The organism is Pseudomonas glycinis (assembly GCF_054871425.1).
In genome coordinates this window covers 453,387-471,834 of sequence record NZ_JBTYHF010000003.1, presented here as the reverse complement: position 1 = coordinate 471,834, position 18,448 = coordinate 453,387, and the positions used below count along the sequence as shown (strand labels likewise).

General features: G+C 60.4%; 18 protein-coding genes and 1 pseudogene. 1 reads left to right on the top strand and 18 read right to left on the bottom strand.

Annotated features, from left to right (window positions below):
* Nucleotides 1-358: 358 nt before the first annotated feature.
* The 5 genes from ACYSTU_RS09705 to ACYSTU_RS09685 all read right to left on the bottom strand — a co-directional run bounded on the left by ACYSTU_RS09705 (nucleotide 359) and on the right by ACYSTU_RS09685 (nucleotide 4,573).
* Complete coding sequence (locus ACYSTU_RS09705; RefSeq protein ID WP_498997751.1) at nucleotides 359-1,594, bottom strand: methyltransferase; 1,236 nt, start codon at nucleotides 1,592-1,594, stop codon at nucleotides 359-361.
* Nucleotides 1,575-2,264, bottom strand: a complete 690-nt coding sequence (locus ACYSTU_RS09700) for an ABC transporter permease (protein ID WP_016772145.1) — start codon at nucleotides 2,262-2,264, stop codon at nucleotides 1,575-1,577. The genes ACYSTU_RS09705 and ACYSTU_RS09700 overlap by 20 nt, the downstream gene beginning before the upstream one ends.
* Nucleotides 2,261-2,956 carry an ABC transporter permease gene (locus tag ACYSTU_RS09695; protein WP_016772144.1) on the bottom strand — a complete coding sequence of 232 codons (696 nt, stop codon included), beginning with the start codon at nucleotides 2,954-2,956 and terminating at the stop codon, nucleotides 2,261-2,263. The genes ACYSTU_RS09700 and ACYSTU_RS09695 overlap by 4 nt, the downstream gene beginning before the upstream one ends.
* Before the next feature lie 77 nt (nucleotides 2,957-3,033).
* Nucleotides 3,034-3,786, bottom strand: a complete 753-nt coding sequence (locus ACYSTU_RS09690; protein WP_123444055.1) for an ABC transporter substrate-binding protein — start codon at nucleotides 3,784-3,786, stop codon at nucleotides 3,034-3,036.
* Nucleotides 3,787-3,799: 13 nt separating this feature from the next.
* Complete coding sequence (locus tag ACYSTU_RS09685) at nucleotides 3,800-4,573, bottom strand: ABC transporter ATP-binding protein (RefSeq protein WP_024011209.1); 774 nt, start codon at nucleotides 4,571-4,573, stop codon at nucleotides 3,800-3,802.
* Nucleotides 4,574-5,116: 543 nt separating this feature from the next.
* Between ACYSTU_RS09685 and gabP the strand changes: the two genes are divergently transcribed.
* Nucleotides 5,117-6,508, top strand: a complete 1,392-nt coding sequence (gene gabP, locus ACYSTU_RS09680) for a GABA permease (protein ID WP_125917402.1) — start codon at nucleotides 5,117-5,119, stop codon at nucleotides 6,506-6,508.
* A gap of 78 nt (nucleotides 6,509-6,586) precedes the next feature.
* Here gabP and vapC read toward each other — a convergent pair whose 3' ends face one another.
* The 13 genes and pseudogenes from vapC to sbnA all read right to left on the bottom strand — a co-directional run bounded on the left by vapC (nucleotide 6,587) and on the right by sbnA (nucleotide 18,374).
* The gene (gene vapC, locus ACYSTU_RS09675) at nucleotides 6,587-6,985 is read right to left on the bottom strand and encodes a type II toxin-antitoxin system tRNA(fMet)-specific endonuclease VapC (protein ID WP_016772140.1); all 399 of its coding nucleotides are present in this window, start codon (nucleotides 6,983-6,985) and stop codon (nucleotides 6,587-6,589) included.
* Complete coding sequence (gene vapB / locus ACYSTU_RS09670) at nucleotides 6,985-7,215, bottom strand: type II toxin-antitoxin system VapB family antitoxin (protein ID WP_024011210.1); 231 nt, start codon at nucleotides 7,213-7,215, stop codon at nucleotides 6,985-6,987. The genes vapC and vapB overlap by 1 nt, the downstream gene beginning before the upstream one ends.
* Nucleotides 7,216-7,380: 165 nt before the next feature.
* The gene (locus ACYSTU_RS09665) at nucleotides 7,381-7,833 is read right to left on the bottom strand and encodes a hypothetical protein (RefSeq protein ID WP_016772138.1); all 453 of its coding nucleotides are present in this window, start codon (nucleotides 7,831-7,833) and stop codon (nucleotides 7,381-7,383) included.
* A 6-nt stretch (nucleotides 7,834-7,839) separates the two neighbouring features.
* Nucleotides 7,840-8,253, bottom strand: coding sequence for a hypothetical protein (locus ACYSTU_RS09660; protein WP_016772137.1), 414 nt, complete (start codon nucleotides 8,251-8,253; stop codon nucleotides 7,840-7,842).
* Between the two features lie 28 nt (nucleotides 8,254-8,281).
* Nucleotides 8,282-9,202 (bottom strand): alpha/beta hydrolase family protein, encoded by a 921-nt coding sequence (locus ACYSTU_RS09655; protein WP_413694486.1) that lies wholly within the window; start codon nucleotides 9,200-9,202, stop codon nucleotides 8,282-8,284.
* 130 nt (nucleotides 9,203-9,332) lie between these two features.
* Nucleotides 9,333-10,382 (bottom strand): annotated as a pseudogene (locus tag ACYSTU_RS09650) (PDDEXK nuclease domain-containing protein); the annotation flags it as partial.
* A 281-nt stretch (nucleotides 10,383-10,663) separates the two neighbouring features.
* Nucleotides 10,664-11,008 carry a hypothetical protein gene (locus tag ACYSTU_RS09645; protein WP_110602162.1) on the bottom strand — a complete coding sequence of 115 codons (345 nt, stop codon included), beginning with the start codon at nucleotides 11,006-11,008 and terminating at the stop codon, nucleotides 10,664-10,666.
* Between the two features lie 22 nt (nucleotides 11,009-11,030).
* Nucleotides 11,031-12,509: an aminotransferase-like domain-containing protein gene (locus tag ACYSTU_RS09640; RefSeq protein ID WP_264364371.1), complete on the bottom strand. Its 1,479-nt coding sequence runs from the start codon at nucleotides 12,507-12,509 to the stop codon at nucleotides 11,031-11,033.
* A gap of 27 nt (nucleotides 12,510-12,536) precedes the next feature.
* Nucleotides 12,537-13,961 (bottom strand): L-lactate permease, encoded by a 1,425-nt coding sequence (locus ACYSTU_RS09635; protein WP_264364372.1) that lies wholly within the window; start codon nucleotides 13,959-13,961, stop codon nucleotides 12,537-12,539.
* A 15-nt stretch (nucleotides 13,962-13,976) separates the two neighbouring features.
* Nucleotides 13,977-14,591: a glutathione S-transferase family protein gene (locus tag ACYSTU_RS09630; protein ID WP_264364373.1), complete on the bottom strand. Its 615-nt coding sequence runs from the start codon at nucleotides 14,589-14,591 to the stop codon at nucleotides 13,977-13,979.
* Complete coding sequence (locus tag ACYSTU_RS09625) at nucleotides 14,588-16,369, bottom strand: FAD/NAD(P)-binding protein (RefSeq protein ID WP_498997717.1); 1,782 nt, start codon at nucleotides 16,367-16,369, stop codon at nucleotides 14,588-14,590. The genes ACYSTU_RS09630 and ACYSTU_RS09625 overlap by 4 nt, the downstream gene beginning before the upstream one ends.
* Complete coding sequence (gene sbnB, locus ACYSTU_RS09620) at nucleotides 16,363-17,394, bottom strand: 2,3-diaminopropionate biosynthesis protein SbnB (RefSeq protein WP_498997713.1); 1,032 nt, start codon at nucleotides 17,392-17,394, stop codon at nucleotides 16,363-16,365. The genes ACYSTU_RS09625 and sbnB overlap by 7 nt, the downstream gene beginning before the upstream one ends.
* 5 nt (nucleotides 17,395-17,399) lie before the next feature.
* Entirely contained in the window at nucleotides 17,400-18,374 is a 975-nt protein-coding gene (gene sbnA, locus ACYSTU_RS09615) for a 2,3-diaminopropionate biosynthesis protein SbnA (protein WP_498997710.1), read from the bottom strand.
* Nucleotides 18,375-18,448: the final 74 nt, after the last annotated feature.

Below are 18,448 nucleotides of genomic sequence, written 5' to 3'. Positions count from 1 at the left end.
GGAAAAATCAGGCCGTGCGCAAATTTATATGCAGCTTTTGTACCTCACGTGCAGTGAGGCATTTATGCAGGGCGTACAGTTGGGTTACGGCTTTCGGGACCCGGCAATAATTCACTGGGCAAGCCCAATATTCGTCGGTTATGTCGTTTTGATTGGCAGCTTATGCACAACTGAGAGGCGCTAGGACTGCTTGGGCGAGGTTTTGTGAACCCATTCTCATCTTGTTCGCAAATCCCTGTTTTACCGGTTTTTATTTATGCGAACAAAAAATGACCAGTGTCGTTAAGGCGATGAAACAGGCGCAGATATTGGATCCACCGCAAATCTATCAACAGAGTTATCCACAGGCTGTAACGTTTTAAGCGAGTTCGCCGAGCAGCAGTAAGTTACGCGGTGTAAGTGAGGTATCGCAAAAGGTGCCGAGGCGTACGAAGTATCCCTGTTCTGCGAGGAAAAGCGCCCGATCCAGATTCAGCCAGAGCTCCAGCGGTCGGCGGAACAATCCGCGAAGCAATTCCAGGTTGCGCACTTCGGCCAACCGCTGCCAACCGGCGGCTTCGAGTGTCGACCAGTCTGGCGAGCCGACTGTGGATAACTCCTTCAGCGCTGCTAGATCGAGACAATAGTCCGCAAACGGTTTATCCAGCCAGGCGCTGGGCAGGGAGGGCGTTGGCAGGTATTCATCGACGCCGCGCACTTGCCGTTGCAGCAGGTCGAAAGCCAGGCGACGAGCCATCGAGGTGTCGCGCTGACGTCGGACGCGCGCACCGGCGGTGACGGTTTCGCTCATCGGCAACGCCAGATCTTCCAGCGACAGGTGTAGGAGTGATGCCGATGCTGCGCAGGACAAGGCCTGATATTCGTGACGACTGGTGCGGTTGTAGCAGCAGGGCGCGATCGCCATTTGCCGGCAACCTGCGGCACTGGCCAGTTGCATCAAGCGCACATGAAGATCACCGCACGCGTGGAGGGCGATGGGGGTGTGGGCGGCGTTCAATACGGCCGGGGCGTCTGCCGCGAGTACATCCTGTTCGACATGCAGGGCTTGCAAGTGATGACGCTGACTCAGTGCCTGACCGCTGGCGACCAGCACCGGATCGTATTCAACGCAAGTCAATTGTTGCCCGGCACCCAACAGGCGCCGTCCCAGATGCCCTTTGCCGGAGCACCAGTCCAGCCAATGCGTCGGCTGCGAGGCAAAGGATAAGCGACCGGCAAACGCCTCGATCTGCTGCCACTTGCGCCCGGGCACATCGACATTCAAGCGATGTCCGGCAGCTTCAAGCGCACGCCCCGGCAACTCACCGACCGCACTCAACTCTGCCGACAACTTCGCCAATGAAGCGAACGGCTCCGGCGCATCGACAAGATCAGCAGGATGGTTATGCGCGCGTTCTGCATCTTCCAGCGACCGCTCGCGTAGCCACGCAGACAACTCCGGGTAGGACGCTTCCCATGGAAGTTGTAGGTGAGTGAACGGTCGAGGTTTCCACAGCGCCTGATGCTCAATCAGAAAAGCATCCAGCGCCGTGAAACGGGCGAGTAGGGCCTCGCCCGTCAGCACGTGGGAAGTATCAGCGGCCTTGGCAGGCATCGACGCGCAGCCAGCGTTCCAGCAGCTTGAAGCCGCGTACCAGCACGTAAGCCATGACCAGATAGAACACGCCGGCGGCGAAGAAGATCTCCACCGGCAGATAAGTGCGGGCGATGATCGTGCGGGCCATGCCGGTCAGTTCCAGCAGGGTCACGGTGCTGGCCAGGGCGCTGGCCTTGAGCATCAGGATCACCTCGTTGCTGTAGGCCGGCAGGCCGATGCGCGCGGCACGGGGCAGGATGATATAGAACATCGCTTTGGGCCTGGACATACCCAAGGCCCGCGCAGCTTCGATTTCACCGGGTGGAATTGCCTGAATGGCTCCACGCAGGATTTCGGCGATGTACGCCGCCGTATGCAGCGTCATGGTCACCGTTGCACACCAGAACGGATCGCGCAGGTACGGCCACAAAGCGCTTTCACGCACGGCGTCGAACTGCGCCAGACCGTAATAGACCAGGAACAGCTGCACCAGCAGCGGTGTGCCACGGAAAAAGAAGATGTACGCGTAAGGCAGCGAGCGCACGTACCAGCGCTTCGAAGACCGGGCGATGCCCAGCGGAATGGCGAGCAGCAGGCCGGCGATGACCGCGATGGCGACCAGTTCCAGTGTCAGCGTCGCGCCCTGTGCCAGTTTCGGCAGCCACTTGATGATGACTTCCCAATTCATTGCGCGCTCCTCGCAAAGCCGCGAGCGGCGCGTTTTTCCAGCAAGTGCATGCCGGTCATCGCCAGCACCGTCAGGCCGAGGTACATGATCGCGGCGACCATATAGAAGGTGAACGGTTGTTTCGACACGGTCACGCCAATCTGCGCGTGACGCATGATTTCTTCCAGGCCGATGACCGATACCAGCGCGGTGTCCTTCATCAGGATCATGAACAGATTGCCCAGGCCGGGCAGGGCGATGCGCCACATCTGCGGCATGATCAGCCGGGTGAAGATCCGCCACTTCGACAGGCCCAGGGCCTGGCCGGCCTCACGGTGACCCTTGGGAATGGCCAGCAGAGCGCCGCGAAACACTTCCGTGGCGTACGCGCCGAAACACAGGCCCAGCGCGATGACACCGGCGGCAAAGGCGTTGAGTTGCAGGTCGGGATTGCCGAAGTACTCACCGAGGGCGCGCATCAGGTTGACTGTACCGAAGTAGATCAACAGCACCCAGAGCAATTCCGGGACGCCGCGCACCAGCGTCGAATAAGTGCCGCCAAGCCATTGCAGCGGCTTGTATGGGGAAGTCTTGGCCAAGGCGCCGAGCAGGCCGAGCACCAGGCCCAGGCACAGAGCGGTGAGGGCCAGTTGGACGGTCATCAGCGCACCAGCGGCGAGCGCCGGGCCGAATCCGTAGAGGTCGATAATCATGGGTTTCTGTTCAAATTGCGGCAGGCAAAGTCGGGAGCCGGCGCCGCTTGATCACGGCGCCGGTCCCACAGGTCAGATCAATAGATGCTGAACGGGAAGTACTTGTCGTTGATTTTCTTGTAGGTACCGTCAGCGACGATTTCCTTCAGCGCGGCGTTCAGCTTGTTGCGCAGTTCGTTGTCGCCCTTGCGCACAGCGATGCCGATCTTGTCGCTTTCTACGACCGGATCACCTTTGAACTCGTAGTTCTTGCCGGCGTCGGTTTTCAGCCAGTCATAGTTGGCGTACTTGTCGGCAAGGATCGCGTCGACGCGACCGGAGGTCAGGTCGAGGTAGGCGTTTTCCTGGGTGTCGTAGAGGCTGACCTTGATGTCGTCACCGTAGGTGTCTTCCAGCCAGGTGCCGGCCAGCGTTGCGCGCTGGGTGCCGATGGTCTTGCCCTTGAGCGAGTCCTTGTCGGTCTTGAAGTCGACGTTTTTCGGCGCGATGAACTGCAGCTTGTTCGAGTAGTACGGGTCGGTAAAGTCCACCGCGGCTTTGCGCTCTTCGGTGATCGACAGCGAGGAAATCAGGAAGTCGAATTTCTTCGCGTTCAGCGCCGGAATGATGCCGTCCCAATCAGAGGTGACGACGGAGCATTCGGCTTTCATCTTCGCGCACAGGGCGTCGCCGATTTCCTTGTCGAAGCCGACCACTTGGCCGCTGGCGTCTTTATTGTTGAACGGCGGGTAGGCCGCTTCGATGCCCATCTTCAGGGTTTCAGCCATGGCACCGGCGCTGAATGCGAGGGTGACGGCGGCGGTCAGGAAGACCTTCTTGAAATTCTGCATGCATGTTGCTCCGTTAGCGGTTGCTGGACATGAATTGTTTGCAGCGCGCCGAAAGCGGGTTGTCGAACACCTGCTGTGGCGATCCTTGCTCTTCTATAAGGCCCTGATGAAGGAACACCACTTCGCTGGAGACCTGGCGGGCGAAGCCCATTTCGTGGGTCACGAGCAGCATGGTGCGGCCTTCTTCGGCCAATGCGCGGATGACACTAAGTACTTCCTGAACCATTTCCGGGTCAAGCGCGGAGGTCGGTTCGTCGAACAGGATCACCTTCGGCTGCATTGCCAGCGTGCGGGCGATGGCGGCGCGTTGTTGCTGGCCGCCGGACAATTGCGCCGGATAGGCGTGGCGCTTGTCAGCGATGCCGACCTTGGCCAGCAACGCTTCGGCGACTTCGATGGCCTCGGCCTTGCTCTGGCCGAGCACGCGGCGCGGGGCCTCGATGACGTTGTCGAGCACGCTCATGTGCGGCCACAGATTAAAGTTTTGAAATACAAAACCAATCTCCGAGCGCAGGCGATTGATCTGTTTGCCGTCGGCGGCGACCAGTTCGCCGTTCTTCGCGGCTTTGAGCTTGAGTTCTTCACCGGCCACCAGGATCTGGCCCTGGTGCGGGTTTTCCAGCAGGTTGATGCAACGCAGGAACGTGGACTTGCCGGAACCGGAAGAGCCGAGGATCGAGATCACGTCGCCGTCGCGGGCGGTCAGCGAGATGCCTTTGAGCACCTCCAGCTGTCCGTAGCGTTTGTGCAAGTTGCGGATTTCCAGCGCGGGCGTGGCCTCAGCCATGTGCGTTCCTCATATATGTTGCGCTCCTGCTGTTGGCGGGCCTTCCTGGCGAGGCGGCCAAGCTAGCATAGCGTTTCAATGGCAGCCAACAGCGCTACGAGCGGTAAACGGGTGGCATGTGGCGGGTTGTCGCATCGGCGCAGCAGACTGTCGCCCCATCAACAACCGAACGGGTGTCTGATCGTGCAAACCCGTGGGTGCCGCGTAAAAAAAGGCGCGATGTTGCCAGCTTTGGCGGGGTGTTGGAAGCGCTATCCAGCCGAACGTTCCTTATTCGCCCTTTTTCTGTGCGCCGCACACTTTTTCTGTGTGTTTCTGGTGCGCGGATTCGTCTTGAAAGTGAGTCGCCGGGTAACGTTCTGGCGAATAGCCATTAAACTCAAGGACTTGCATCGGATGCCGGAGCCCCCGGCCCTCAAGGACTTGAAACATTTTGGCGCAAATATTGCGTGCAGAATAAGGAACAGGCCGTTGGATTCTTTTTACGAGAAAGAATTTTCAGACGCGCCGGACGCACTCGCTTTCCTTGCAAAGGTAGTCTCTATGAGCAGTACCCCAAGCTCCACAGGCCTCGAACAGGGGCTCAAACCGCGTCATGTGACCATGTTGTCGATCGCCGGTGTGATCGGCGCCGGTCTGTTCGTCGGCTCCGGCCACGCCATTGCTGCCGCCGGCCCGGCCGTGCTGCTGGCTTACGCCGCCGCCGGTACGTTGGTGGTGTTGGTGATGCGCATGCTCGGCGAAATGGCCGTGGCTTCGCCGGACACCGGTTCGTTCTCGACTTACGCTGATCGCGCGATCGGTCACTGGGCCGGTTTCACCATCGGCTGGCTGTACTGGTGGTTCTGGGTCCTGGTGATTCCCCTGGAAGCCAACGCCGCCGCGACCATCCTGCATGCGTGGTTCCCGGGCGTGGACATCTGGGCTTTCGCGCTGGTCATCACCATGCTGCTGACCGTGACCAACCTGTTCAGCGTGAAGAACTACGGCGAGTTCGAGTTCTGGTTCGCCCTGATCAAGGTGCTGGCGATCATCGGCTTCATCGGCCTCGGTCTGGCGGCGATTTTTGGCTTCCTGCCGACCAGTCAGGTCAGCGGTGTGTCGCATCTGTTCGACAGTGGCGGCTTCTTGCCCAACGGCATGGGCGCTGTGCTGGGCGCGATCCTGACCACCATGTTCTCGTTCATGGGCACCGAGATCGTCACCATCGCGGCGGCGGAATCGAAGGACCCAGGCAAGCAGATCTCCAAGGCGACCAACTCGGTAATCTGGCGGATCGGCCTGTTCTATCTGGTTTCGATTTTCATCGTGGTGGCGCTGGTGCCGTGGAACGATCCTACCCTGGCCAACCTCGGCTCCTATCAGACCGTACTTGAGCGCATGGGCATTCCCAACGCGAAGATGATCGTCGACATCGTCGTACTGGTGGCGGTGACCAGTTGCCTGAACTCGGCGCTGTACACCTCGTCGCGCATGCTGTTCTCCCTCGGCAAGCGCGGCGATGCCCCGGCCATGTCGACCCGCACCAACAAGAGCGGCACGCCTTACTGGGCGGTGATGCTGTCCACCGGCGCTGCGTTCCTCTGCACCTTCGCCAACTATGTGGCTCCGGCAGCGGTGTTTGAGTTCCTCCTGGCCAGCTCCGGCGCCATCGCCCTGCTGGTGTACCTGGTGATCGCCTTCTCGCAACTGCGCATGCGCAAACAGCGCATGGCGCGCGGCGAAAAAATCGTCTTCAGCATGTGGCTGTTCCCGGGTCTGACCTGGGCGGTGATCATCTTCATTGTCGCCGCGCTGACCATCATGCTGTTCCAGGAAGCCCACCGCGTGGAAATCCTCGCCACCGGTCTGCTGAGCCTTATGGTGGTAGCGGCTGGTCTGCTGGTGTCGCGCCGTCGCAAGCTGGAGAAGCGTGGTGCGGTGGCGTTGAACTGAGTCGTAACGCGTGATGTAAAAACGGCCGCTGTCAGGGATGACTAGCGGCCGTTTTTGTTTCTGAGCTTTCCAGTCAGGTTAAACCCAGTCCTCGATTCGCAAACCGGAAACGCGTTGAAACTCCCGTACGTTGTTCGTCACTACAATGAGTCCAAGTGAGCGTGCGTGGCCAGCGATCATTTGGTCGTATGGCCCGATCGGCGTTCCAGCCTTCGCGAGTTCAGATCGAACCATCCCGGCCTGTGCGGCTGCGTCGTTATCGAAAGGCAAGACATCCAGTCGCGCGACAAATCCTTCAACAATTGCCAGATTTTTCTCCGGGGCCGCCGACTTTTCAGCACCGTAAATAAGCTCCATAAGCGTGATAGCGCTGATGCACAACTGCCCGGAATGTCGATTGAAGGCTTCCCGGACAATTTGTGGTTTGTTCTTGATGGTGAAGATGCAGATATTTGTATCCAGCATGTACTTGATCATCAGAACGACTCGCGCTCCTGTTCAGTGGGTTGCTCACGGTTAGCCATGAAATCAGGGCTGACGCTGTCGCCATCAAACCAGCTATCCCAGCTTTCTCCAGCAGGCGTAATGACGCGTGTTCTGCCAATCGCGATGACTTCCACTCGTTTAACGTCGCCGGGCATCGCAACTGCCTTTGGCAGTCGGACTGCCTGACTTCTGTTGCTCATGAAAATTGTGGTCTGCTCCATATTCGAGCTCCCGGGTCTGTTCCTGTGATTAGCTCAGGATAGATCGTGCTGGGGATATGTCAATGGGATATACATCGTCACCGGACAAAGAGTAGCTAGGTCATCCAAACAAAAACGGCCGCTGTCAGGGATGACTAGCGGCCGTTTTTTGTTTCTGAGAAGGGCTTATTCGCTCTTGTCTTCCTGGGGCTCTACCGACTTGCCATAAGCATCCAGCGCCACGCCGAAATCCGTAATGAACTGCGGCTCGCTCAGCCAGGCCTGGGCCTGTTCGATGGTCATGCCGTCGGCCCACATGCGGTAGTCGATGAGCATATCGGCGGCCAGGTGGGTGGCGGCCATGCCTTCGTTGTCGGCGTTTTCCATGTCGAGCAGTTCAGGATGGTCGACGATGATGAAGGCCAGTTCGCGCAGCAGGGTCAGCAGCATTTCGTTGCGGCTGACGGCTTCGGCGTCGCGCATTTTACTGAACATCGCCAGGGTGTATTCCGGGATCGGCTCGGCGAGGTGGCCGAGATCTTCGTCCTGATCCAGCGGTTTGCGCCCGACCATGCGGATCTGCTTGGCTTTGGCCTTGGCGCGTTTGGCGCGTTTCTGTTGCTTGTTCAGGGATGCCATGGGAGCTCAGTTCTTCTGTTGGGTTTGTGCGGCGATCGCGTCGGATGCCGCTACATAGTCAGCCTGGAATGCCGGGGATTCGATCCAAGCCAGTGCGCCAGCCTCGTCGGTTTCCTGCGACCACTGGCGATACTCGATCAGCGCGGCGAGGATGAAATCCATCGCGCCTTCTTCACCTTCCTGCTCATAGACCAGTTCCAGCAGCGGATCTTCAAGGAACGCGGTGCACATGGCTTGCTGGCTGATCTTCTCGGCGTCGATCATTTTCTTGAACAGCTCGGTCAGGTCCACCGATTCGAAATCGATGCGGTCGTCGTTCGGGTCGAGCTCGACCGGCGCTTCGGCACGCTTGGTGCGGTTCTGCTTGGCCTTGGCTTTGGCCCGGGTGGCGCGTTTTTGCTGCTTGTTGGCGGAGGCCATGATGTGTTCCGTCGTGCGTTGAGAGGGCTCAGCTGCGTGGCACTTGTCGGCCGGGTGTATCGGCGGCCAGTGCGCCGGTCTGCAGCCAGGTCAGAGCAATGGGCCATAGTGTGGCTTGGTATGCGCTGCGAAAAAAGCCGAAATGTCCGACTTGTCGTTCGCCGATGTCCTGCGGCGCAATGCGCAGATGGGTTTTTGCCGCGTTGCTGAAGTAGCCGAGCAGGCGTTCGATCGCCGGGATCGTTCCGTAAGGATCATCGCTGAGGCTGATGGCGAGGGTCTGCGCGCGGACGCCATCGAAGGGCAGGGCGCCCGCCTTTTTCATCAGCACCCGACCGCTTGGACGATCCTCGAACCGTGCAGTGGGTGTGCTCCAGTCGCGGACTACGGCGGTTGGCGTGTCCTCCAGCCAACCTAGCCGTTTGCCGGGGAAATAGCCGCAGAGCAGCGCCATCAAAGGCATGACTACATGCCACTTGCCGAACATCCGCCAGCGCTGTTCAGGGGCGTAATCGCGCCAATAAGCGAACTGCGCACCGACGGTTACCAACCGTCGGATCACTTTGCCCGACTCCGCCAAGCCCGCCGCGCAACCGCCGAAACTATGGGCGACCACATCGATTGGCTGACCGGGAAACTCCCGCTGCGCGCGTTTGAGTATCGCTTCGAAATCCAGAGCGCCCCAGTCAGTCCACGAAGCGCGCAGCCCTTTGATCGATTCGCTGCGTGATTCGCCAATGCCCCGGTAATCGTAGGTCATCACATCGCAGCCATGGCTGAACAGGTAGGCCGCGAACCGTGAATAGTGCCGACAGCGCACCGAGGTGGCGGCGTTGATGATGACCACCGGGCGCTGAGGATCGGGCGAACTGTGGCGCCAGGTGAAGCCGCCGAGTGCGTAGCCGTCGTCGGCAGTTTCCTTGAAGGACGTGCCTTCAGATGCAGTCAAAACTGGTTGGCTCAACTCTGCGTCTTCCAACTCGAATGGGGGCTTGCTGCCCATGGCGCTTGACCTCGGCGGTTAGGTGCCAACCATAGTCGCCGCGCTGATCAAGAACAATCCGGCCGGTTCGTTCACTGGATTGAATGAGCATGCGTTCTTCGATCAATGCCTGTTCGCGGTTGAGTTCAGCACGTAACTCTTCTTCGCTCGGCAGTATCGTCTTGTAGCTGCTGGCGAACAGTTGCTCATTGCCTTTGAGCATGGAATAGCGCGCCACCGAGTCATTGCTTTCCGCGCTCAGAATGATACCGACGGTTGGCTTGTCACCTTCGCTGCGCTTGAGCTCGTCGTACATGCGCACATACATGTCCATCTGCCCGACATCGCGGGCGCTGAGCTTGCCGCGTTTCAGGTCGATGATCACGAAGCACTTGAGCAGGTAGTTGTAGAACACCAGATCGATATAGAGGTCGACGCCGTCAGTGCTGATGCGTTGTTGGCGGGCGACAAAGGAAAAGCCTTTGCCAAGTTCAAGCAGAAAGCTTTGCAAGTGGTCGATGAGTGCTTGTTCGAGTCCGCTTTCCCTGACTTTGCCTGCCGAGGGCAGGCCGAGGAATTCGAGCATGACCGGATCGCGAATGAATTCCCGCGGATTGCATTTCATCGCGTCGATGTTGGTCGTGGCTTCCTCGACCACCTCGGCTTTGTCCGGACTCATCAGCAGGCGCTCGTAGTAGAGCGTCAGGATCTGACGATCGAGGGCGCGGCTTGACCAGTTGAGGTCGGCGCATTCGTTCATGTACCACAGGCGCGCTTTCTCGTTCTCGACGCGTAGCAGGCGGCGGTAATGGGTCCAGCTCAATTCGGAACGCACTGCGTTCCAAATTGGAAAAGACTGATAAAAGCTACGCATATATCGCAGATTGCGCTCATCAAATCCCTTCCCGAATTGCCCCGTTAGATCCTTCGCCAGCAGCGCGAGCAACTGCTGGCCATAACCGGCACGCTGAGCGCCTTTCTGTTCGAAATCGACGATATGCCGGCCGATTTGCCAACAGGTCTGCACCTGAATCGTATCGACCGCGCGTAGCACTTTTTGCCGCGCCTGGCGAATCAGCTCGCCCAGTTCGCCCAGCAGTGAATCGATTTTATGGTCTTGTGTATCAGCAGGTTTGAGCTGGCTCATCGGGTCTTCCGCATTCTGGAAACAGAGACGCAAGCATGCCGGGGAAGGCGGCGCAGGTATGTCGGGCGAACCTGCGAGTTCGGAAGGAAGGGCGGGACAGGCGTTGCAGGACATTGCCACCGGAAGGCGCGTAACAGGGTAAATGTCCGTAGTCCATTTCGTACTTTTTGCCCAGTCAATCGCCGCAGAGTTGGCGGCGCTGCGGTGAGCGATCTGGTGTTGCGCTGGAATGAAAGGAACAGGCAGGTAAGAGGCTGCTTCAGAAAAGCGCCCCAGTTGCATCATCGCGAGCGCTTGCCCTTCGGCCTCTGCTCACGCACCCGCCCTTTGCGATAAATCCACAGCCCGAACACACCGATGGCCAACATGAACGCGGTCCAGAAGCTCTGCCAGACGAACTCGAACCAGTATCGCCGAGGTTGCAGTGCCAAGGTGTAGGTGCTGCGCGGTCCGCGATTGTTGGTGGTGATGGAACCGCTGACCCAGCTCTCGATAAGCATGTAGATCGACAGACACACGGCAAAGGCGATCAGCACTCCCGCGAGCACCGTCAGCCAGAATGTCCAGCGGCTCGGGCGATACGGCGGAGGATGCGGCAAGCGAATACGGGTTCTTTTCTGATTCATAAGCAGGGCTCGCGCAAGCCGGTCAGGTAACTGCCAGCTCTTGCAGGTGATCAGTCGGCATCTGCCGCAGGCTCGTCGGGCGTGCGGCAAGATGGGCGCATTCAGCGATCACCTTGAGAATGCCGATCACCGCCGGCGTCAGCGCAGTGCCGAGGCAGATGCGCACGCCTGTGGAAGCCTGGCCGTCGGCGAAAAAGATGCCGCTGCCAGCCACGTGGCAACCACGCTCCGTGGCCAATTGCTGCAGCGTCGGCATGTCGGTGTGTGCCGGCATTTCGATCCAGTGGATGAAGCCGCCGCGCGGTGGGACGTAGAGGGTGCCGATCGGGAAATCCGTGCGCACCAGCGCTTCGACAAAACTCGCCAGCGAAGAGAGTTGCGACCTCAATCTGGCGCAGTGCTCGTCCATGTAGCCACGGCCGATGAATTCATTGAGAACATTTTGCGCCAGGCTGGAAACGGCCAGGTTGCGCGAAAACATCTGCGCGAGGATGGCATTGCGGTATTTGCCGGCCAGACACCAGCCGACGCGATAACCCGGCGCGATGGTTTTCGAAAAGGACGAGCAGTAAATCGTCTGGCCGCTGCTGTCGTAGCTCTTGAGGGCGCGCGGTCGATCAGCTTCGGGCACCAGGTCGAAGAAGATGTCGTCTTCGATGATCGGCACATCCGCTTCCCGGGCGATCCTTGAAAGTCGCGCGCGCGCTTCGTCGGGCATGATGAAGCCACGCGGATTCTGCAGCGTCGGATTGAGAAAAATCACCGCGACTTTTTTCTGTTTCAGCGCTTCCTCCAGATGATCGACATCCAAGCCCGTGCGGCCGTGGGTGCGGATCGGCAAGGCGCGCATGCCCAGGCGTTCGATGGTCTGCAGGATGCCGTAATAGGTCGGGGTTTCGATGGCGACTGTAGCGCCTTTCGACGCGACGGCTTCCAGGGCCAGTTCCAGAGCGATGGTGTCGCCCGACGTCACCAGAATATCGTCCGGCCCGCAGACTACACCGCGAGTCAGCATCAGCCCGGCGATGCGCCGTCGCAGCGCCGGCAGGCCGGGTGGCGCGACCAGACCGCTCAGCGCGTTGTCAGTCCTGGCGGCCAGCACCGAGAGGCATTTGTTGAGCAACACGTTGGGCGTGAGATCGCTGTGCAGAACCGCCGAATTCAGCGATGCAGTGGTGCGCGACGCTGCTTCGGAGAGCATCGCGACCACCGCATGATTGACGTTGACGGTGACACTGGAGAAATCGAAAGCGCCGGATGGTTTTGCCCGCCCTGACGCCGAGACGAAGTAGCCGACGCGCGGCACCGTCGTGACGTAGGCCTCGGCCTCGAGGTCGGCCAGCGCCCGCTGCACCGTGGTGATGCTGGTCTCGAACATCCGCGCCAGAACGCGGATTGACGGCAGTTTCGCTTCGGCCGCCAGGTCACCGCTGTCGATCTGGCGCATAATCCAGTCCTTGACTATCCGCCAGCGCTTGTCCGGCAAATCAAACCTGTCCATAAGTTCTCTGTGATGATTCGAAACAATTCACAGAAAGTAGAGCAAAACGATCCCCGTTGCAGCAACTATGACGATGTTCAGCGCCACCAGACCGAAGGCGAAGCGGATCAGGCTGTTTTCTTCCTGGCGGTTGGCCCCGGCAAGTCCGGTGATCAACGACAGAATCGACAGCGAGCCAAGTGCGCCATGGCCGGCGGCGCTGTTGACCATTGCCGCCAGCCACGCCCCGTGTTCGCTGCTCAGCGCGGCAATGGACGGCATCACCAGCGTGTTGCCGCCGACGTTGGAGCCGGTGACATAACCGGCAATCCCCGCCAGCAGAGCGATCGTCGGCGCCAGCGAAATACCCGACATGGATTGCAACGCGCTTTGCGCCTCGACAAGGAATCCGGCGTTGACCATCACCTGGGACAGCAACAGGAACAGGAAGATTGTCGTGACCGGAAACTTCGCCCGGTTCAACAGCGCTTGCCACGGGAAACCCGCTCCCGCGGTTTGCCTGAACGCCATCAGCACGGTCACGATCAGCAGCGCCAGCCCTGGAGACGCCAGCGGCTTCCATGAAACGTGTTCGCCCCTGACAACCCACAGGCCATCCCAACCCGACAGCACGAACAGTCCGCGCGACGCCACAATCACTCCCAGCAAGGCCAGATAAGGCCATGCCGCGCTCGGCCAGCGCACCAGTTTTTTCCGTTGCGCCCAGGAGATGCCCAGGCCGACGCAAGCCACGGCCAGCCCGGCCAGCACACCGGAAACTTCCGGGCCGAGCCACAGGTTGACGCCAAACAGCACGGCAACGAACAGGGCCGTCACGACAAGCAGCCCCAGCCACGCTGTGATCCTGCGGATGCCGGCCTGCCACAAGGCCAGCGACGCCAGGCAGAGGAACACCGGCGCGCTGATCAGCGCCGAATGGCTACCGAGGGTTTGCGCCGGCAAATGCGCCAGCAAGGCACCGATCACCGTTGCCAGACCCAGCGTGCCCCACGGCATGATCACCATGCCGGCGAGAGCGATTTTCATCCCCGACTGGCGAGTGAAAAGCCCCATCAGCAGCGGCACCGTGGCGATCAGCGAAACGCCGAAGCCGGTCATCGCTTCCAGCAGCGGCGCCAGTCCCAGCACGATGAAAATCACCTGCGCCGGCGGTGTCCAGCCGAGTTCCTTGACCCACGCGCCGATGGCCTGTGGCGCGCCGCCGCGCTCGACCAGAATGACGAAGGCCAGCCCCGGGACGATGACGCACGCGGTGCTGAGAAACAGGATCGTGGTGTCCTGAAATATCGCCGAGGAGATCGCCGCCGACACCGGCCCGGCAGCGCCCAGTGCCCACAGCACCAACACCAGCACCACACCGGCCAACGCCGCCTGTACCGGCGGACGCCGGACGATCAGGATCAGCGCGATCACCAGCGCGATCGGTGACATTTGCAACAAGAGAGAGCTCATAGCGGTTTCCTTGGCTTAATCGTGCGTCTGTCCGCTGTACTCGGTCGCCCGCATGGACGCGCGCTGGCAGAACGTCTGATACCACTCGCTCAGGCGAGCCTGCGCCGAGAAGTCCGAGAGTTGACGGAAAGCGATCCAGTCCAGGGCCGTCGCCAAGGCGATGTGGCCGACGGTGATCGGGCCATTGAGGTCGACGTGCTCTTCGATGAAGCGATACGCCTCCTTGAGTTTGTAGGCCTGGCCGTCCGCGTACGCCGGATAGCGCAGGGCTTCGGGGCGCCGCTCGACTTCCCAGCGCAGCTTGATGCCGACATCGCACATGCCCTGCGCCAATGCCTGCAGGCGCAGCGCCTTGTAGCGCTCGGGGCCGCTTGTCGGGATGAATTTACGGCCGTTGCTCAGGTCATCGAGGTATTCGCAAATCACGATGGAATCGAACAGTGCGCTGTCGTCGGGCAGCATCAGCACCGGCACTTTGCCCAGCGGATTGGCCTGGTAGATGGTCGCGTTTGGCGAAGTCGGACTGGTTTCGTGATGAATCACCTCCAGGCTCGACGCCATGCCGAGTTCGTGAGCCAGCACCAACACCTTGCGGGCGTACGGCGAATGCGTCTGATAGTAGAGTTTCATGCGCGAGTTCCTGTCTCAAGGATGGCGGTGGCGACTCGATGGGCGTCCATGAACAGCCGCGAAGGTGCGCCCGCCGAGGTGACGTAGTGGTTGTAATAACAGGAGCCTTCAGCGAGCGGGCCCAGCACCCAGATGTCATGCACCGCTTCGCCGCTGTTCGACCTTGGGTTGCACGCCGCGTCGACATCGATGCCGTCGATGCCCGGCACATCGGTGCGTGGACGCACAAGGCCCAGGCGCGCGAGGTCGCGCACAGGTGCGCAGTCGCTGTGGGTGACGCCGCTGCTCTGGACGTAGCCGGCGACCCGCTTGAAGTGTTCGATAGCCGGGCGTGAGCCGGGCTTGAGAAAGGTCAGCAAACCGGCATCACACAGCGCGAGCAGATCGGCGTGGCGCTCCTTCTGCGGGCCGGCGACCAGACGGTTGATCGCCTTGTGCCAGCGGCCATAGAACTGCCGATGCGAGTCTTCGGTGAGCCCGTCGAAATCCACCGCCTCACGCAGCCGGTCACGCAAGTCGCGCCAGACTTCAATGGCGGCTTTGATCGGCGATGCGCCGCGTCCCAGGCGTGCTTCATGCAAGTCGGCTTCGAGGGTGTCGTAAATCCATGCGTGATAGTTGTAAGGCGTCACGCTGTCGGGCAGTGCGTGGCAGATCAGCTCCAGCGGATTGATTGCCCCGGCAATCGCTTCGAACTTGCGCAGCAAAGCTTCGCAGGCGACAACACCTGCTGGGCCGGCAACGCTGACGGTTCTGAGCTGCTCAAGCAGCTGTTGTGGCGCTGAGGGTTTATGCAGAACGGCGACCGCAGCGGCACGCATCTCCAGCAGCATCAGCGGCAGAATGTCCCGTTCGAAATCCAGTCGGCGGTTGTGCGCGTTGACCCGCAACGACTCGATGCGCTCGCTGGTCAGCAACACGGCGTTATGGCGTGGGCAGCCGATCAAACCGTTGGGACGCGTGCGAAAAGGCAGCCCGTCCCGCGACTGAATGAAGATCACCGGCTCCTGACCCGACGGCTGGTAAGTGTGACTGCCATCAGCCATGGGTTTGTAGATCCCGCCTCTGCCAGCCGTCAGCGCTGCCAGGGTGTCCATGGCGCCCAGGCCCAACCCTTCGATCAATACCGTTTCGCCGGGCTCGACGGTGGTGAGGCTGCCGGGCAGCGGATAGACGTTATCGACCCGGTTCTGCCCCGCCAGGCGCAGGCGCCCGGTGTGGCCGACGGTCAGAACCAGGCGATCCACCGTCACCGCAGCGCCTTGGGCGGTTAGCAGAAGGTATTGCTGATTCTCGCGGCGCTCGACCGCCGTGACCTGATGCCGATGCAGATTGACCGTGACCCAGGCGGGGGCGGTCGCGAGGATCCGCGTGAAGGCGTCGGCCAGATAAGCGCCGAGCAGGTGCCGTGGCAGAAAATCCTCCGGCTCGACGTCGCGACCGTCGGCGGCGAGCAGGCCGCTGTCGGGGTCAACCTTGACGTGCTGTGCTCGGCACCACGCGAGAAAGTCCGGCCCTGGCCGTTCCCGGGCGTCGGTCAGATCACCGAACGCTGCTGCGTCGGGAAATACCCCGAGCTGACCGGCGACGGTGTTGAGCAACAGGTAGTCCGGTTGATCGGGCCAGTGCGCGCCGCTGCCGAGCACGTTGGGCTCGAAGATGTCGATGAACACCGGTTGTTGCGGGCGTTCCTCGGCGCGGCTCAACAGGCGCTCGAATACCGACAATCCGCGCGAACCGCAGCCGATCAGGCCGATGTGCACAGGCGCCTTCACCATCTGCGCTCCTCGCCAAAAAATGACGGGATGACAATTGCCGTACCGGCCGCCACCGCAATGTCGTGGATCATCCGGCCAATCGCGAGATCGAGAATGCCCATGCCGAATGGCGAATAGATCAGCGGTTTGTCCTGGGCGACATGCAGGTCACCGCGAATCAGCTGCGCCACTGTGCCGGTGACAAAGTCGCGATGGCCGTATTGCTGCTCGGCCAGATGCGGTGAGGTATTGGCCTTCAGGCAATGGGTGGTGTCGTCGAAGTAGTTGTAACTTTCCTCGATGATTTCGGCGCCGATATCCCGCAGCGAGATGTTCAGAACAATCTGCCCCGGGCGGAACGTGCCCTGGCCTTTTACGTACGGCTCGCCCGCGCTGGTGGCGAACACCACGATGTCGGCAGTCAGCGCTTCTTCGAGCGACAGCAGGTGTACATCCGGCAGGCCCAGTTGTCCGCCAAATTCCGCGAGGGCTTGCGCCGATTCCGCGTTGAGATCGTGAATGCCCACGCTATCGAAGGACCAGTCGTCGGCGACGAAAGTCTCGAGGATACTCCTAGAAATTACCCCGCCACCAATGATCGAAAGTGTCGCCGCGTGGCGGTTCTGGCCATTCAGCCACCAGGCACCCAAGACTGCCGAGGCTGCCGTGCGCACGGCACTGATCAGTGCACCTTCGAGCAGCGCGTAGGGGTAGCCGGTCTCGGGGTCGTTGAGAATCAGCACCGCAGATGCGCGCGGAATACCTGACTTGATGTTGTCGGGATAACTGGCAATCCACTTGATTCCGGAGACGGATTGATCGCCCTCGCTGTCGACGATGGCCGCCGGCAGCGCAATGATCCGGTTCGCCGGTTGCGCAGGGAAACGCAGGAAATAACTGTCGGGGTTAACGGTTTCGCCACGCTCGTGGGTGAGGTAGGTCTGCGCCACCATGTCGATGGTTGCATGCCGCAGCCCGTTGAGGATGTCTTTGACGACAGCGCCGGGGATGACGTGGAACGGCTGGATCGGATTCTGTGTGGTCATGAGGATTACGCCGAGAGTGCCAGAGCGATTTCAGGGAAGAGGGGCTGCAGTGCGGTTGCGCCGATCCGCTGGGTGACCCAGTCGTCGGAATAGATGGTTTCGAGATAGCGCTCACCCATGTCGGGGGAGATCGCCACCACGACATCGTCGGGCCGGATATGCGGCGCCCACTGGCGGATGCCGGCGAGCACAGTCCCGGTGGAGCCGCCGAAGAGCAGGCCGTAGCGTTGCGCCAGCCAACGGCAGACCTTGATCGTCTGTTCCTCGGGAATCGACAGGAAGTCGTGAATGCCCGACGACTCGAATATCTCCGGCAGGCGGCTGGTGCCGAGCCCCGGGATATGGCGCGTACCGCCCGGCAGCCCGAATGTCACCGAGCCGACAGTATCGACGGCAATGACTTTGGTCTGTGGATGATGTTCGGCGAAGTAGTTCTTGCAGCCCATCAGCGTGCCAGTGGTGCCAGCGCCGACGAACAGGTAATCCACCTGGGGAAACTTGCGCGCGATGGACCTGGCAGTCGCTTGATAGTGGGCGAGGGGGTTGGTCGGATTCTTGTACTGGTTGAGCCAGATGTAGTCGGCATTGTCAGCGACCAGTTGTTCGATCAGGCGAATCCGCGAATTCAGGTAACCGCCGTTCTCGTCACGCTGATCGACCATGAGCATTTGCGCGCCAAGGGCGTGAATCAGCTTGCGGTTCGGCGCGGAAATATTCGGGTCGATCACGCAAACGAACTGGTAACCCTTGGCAGCGCAGACCATGGCCAGCGCAACGCCGAGATTGCCCGATGAGGATTCGATAAGGCGGGTCTTGTGGTTGATCAGTCCGCGGACTTCAAGATCAGTGATCAGCGCGTGCGCGGTCTTCAGCTTAATGGAGCCGGCGGGATTCAGTCCTTCGATTTTCAGCTGGATCGTTGCGCTGCAAAGATCGCCGATCTGCACATAACTGTTTTCATTGATGAGTTGCTTGATCATGCGTCGTCCGTTTCGCTCTTTTGCCGGGCGCACGGGGCGCCAGCATTCATCCTGGAATGTTTGAAAAGCACTAA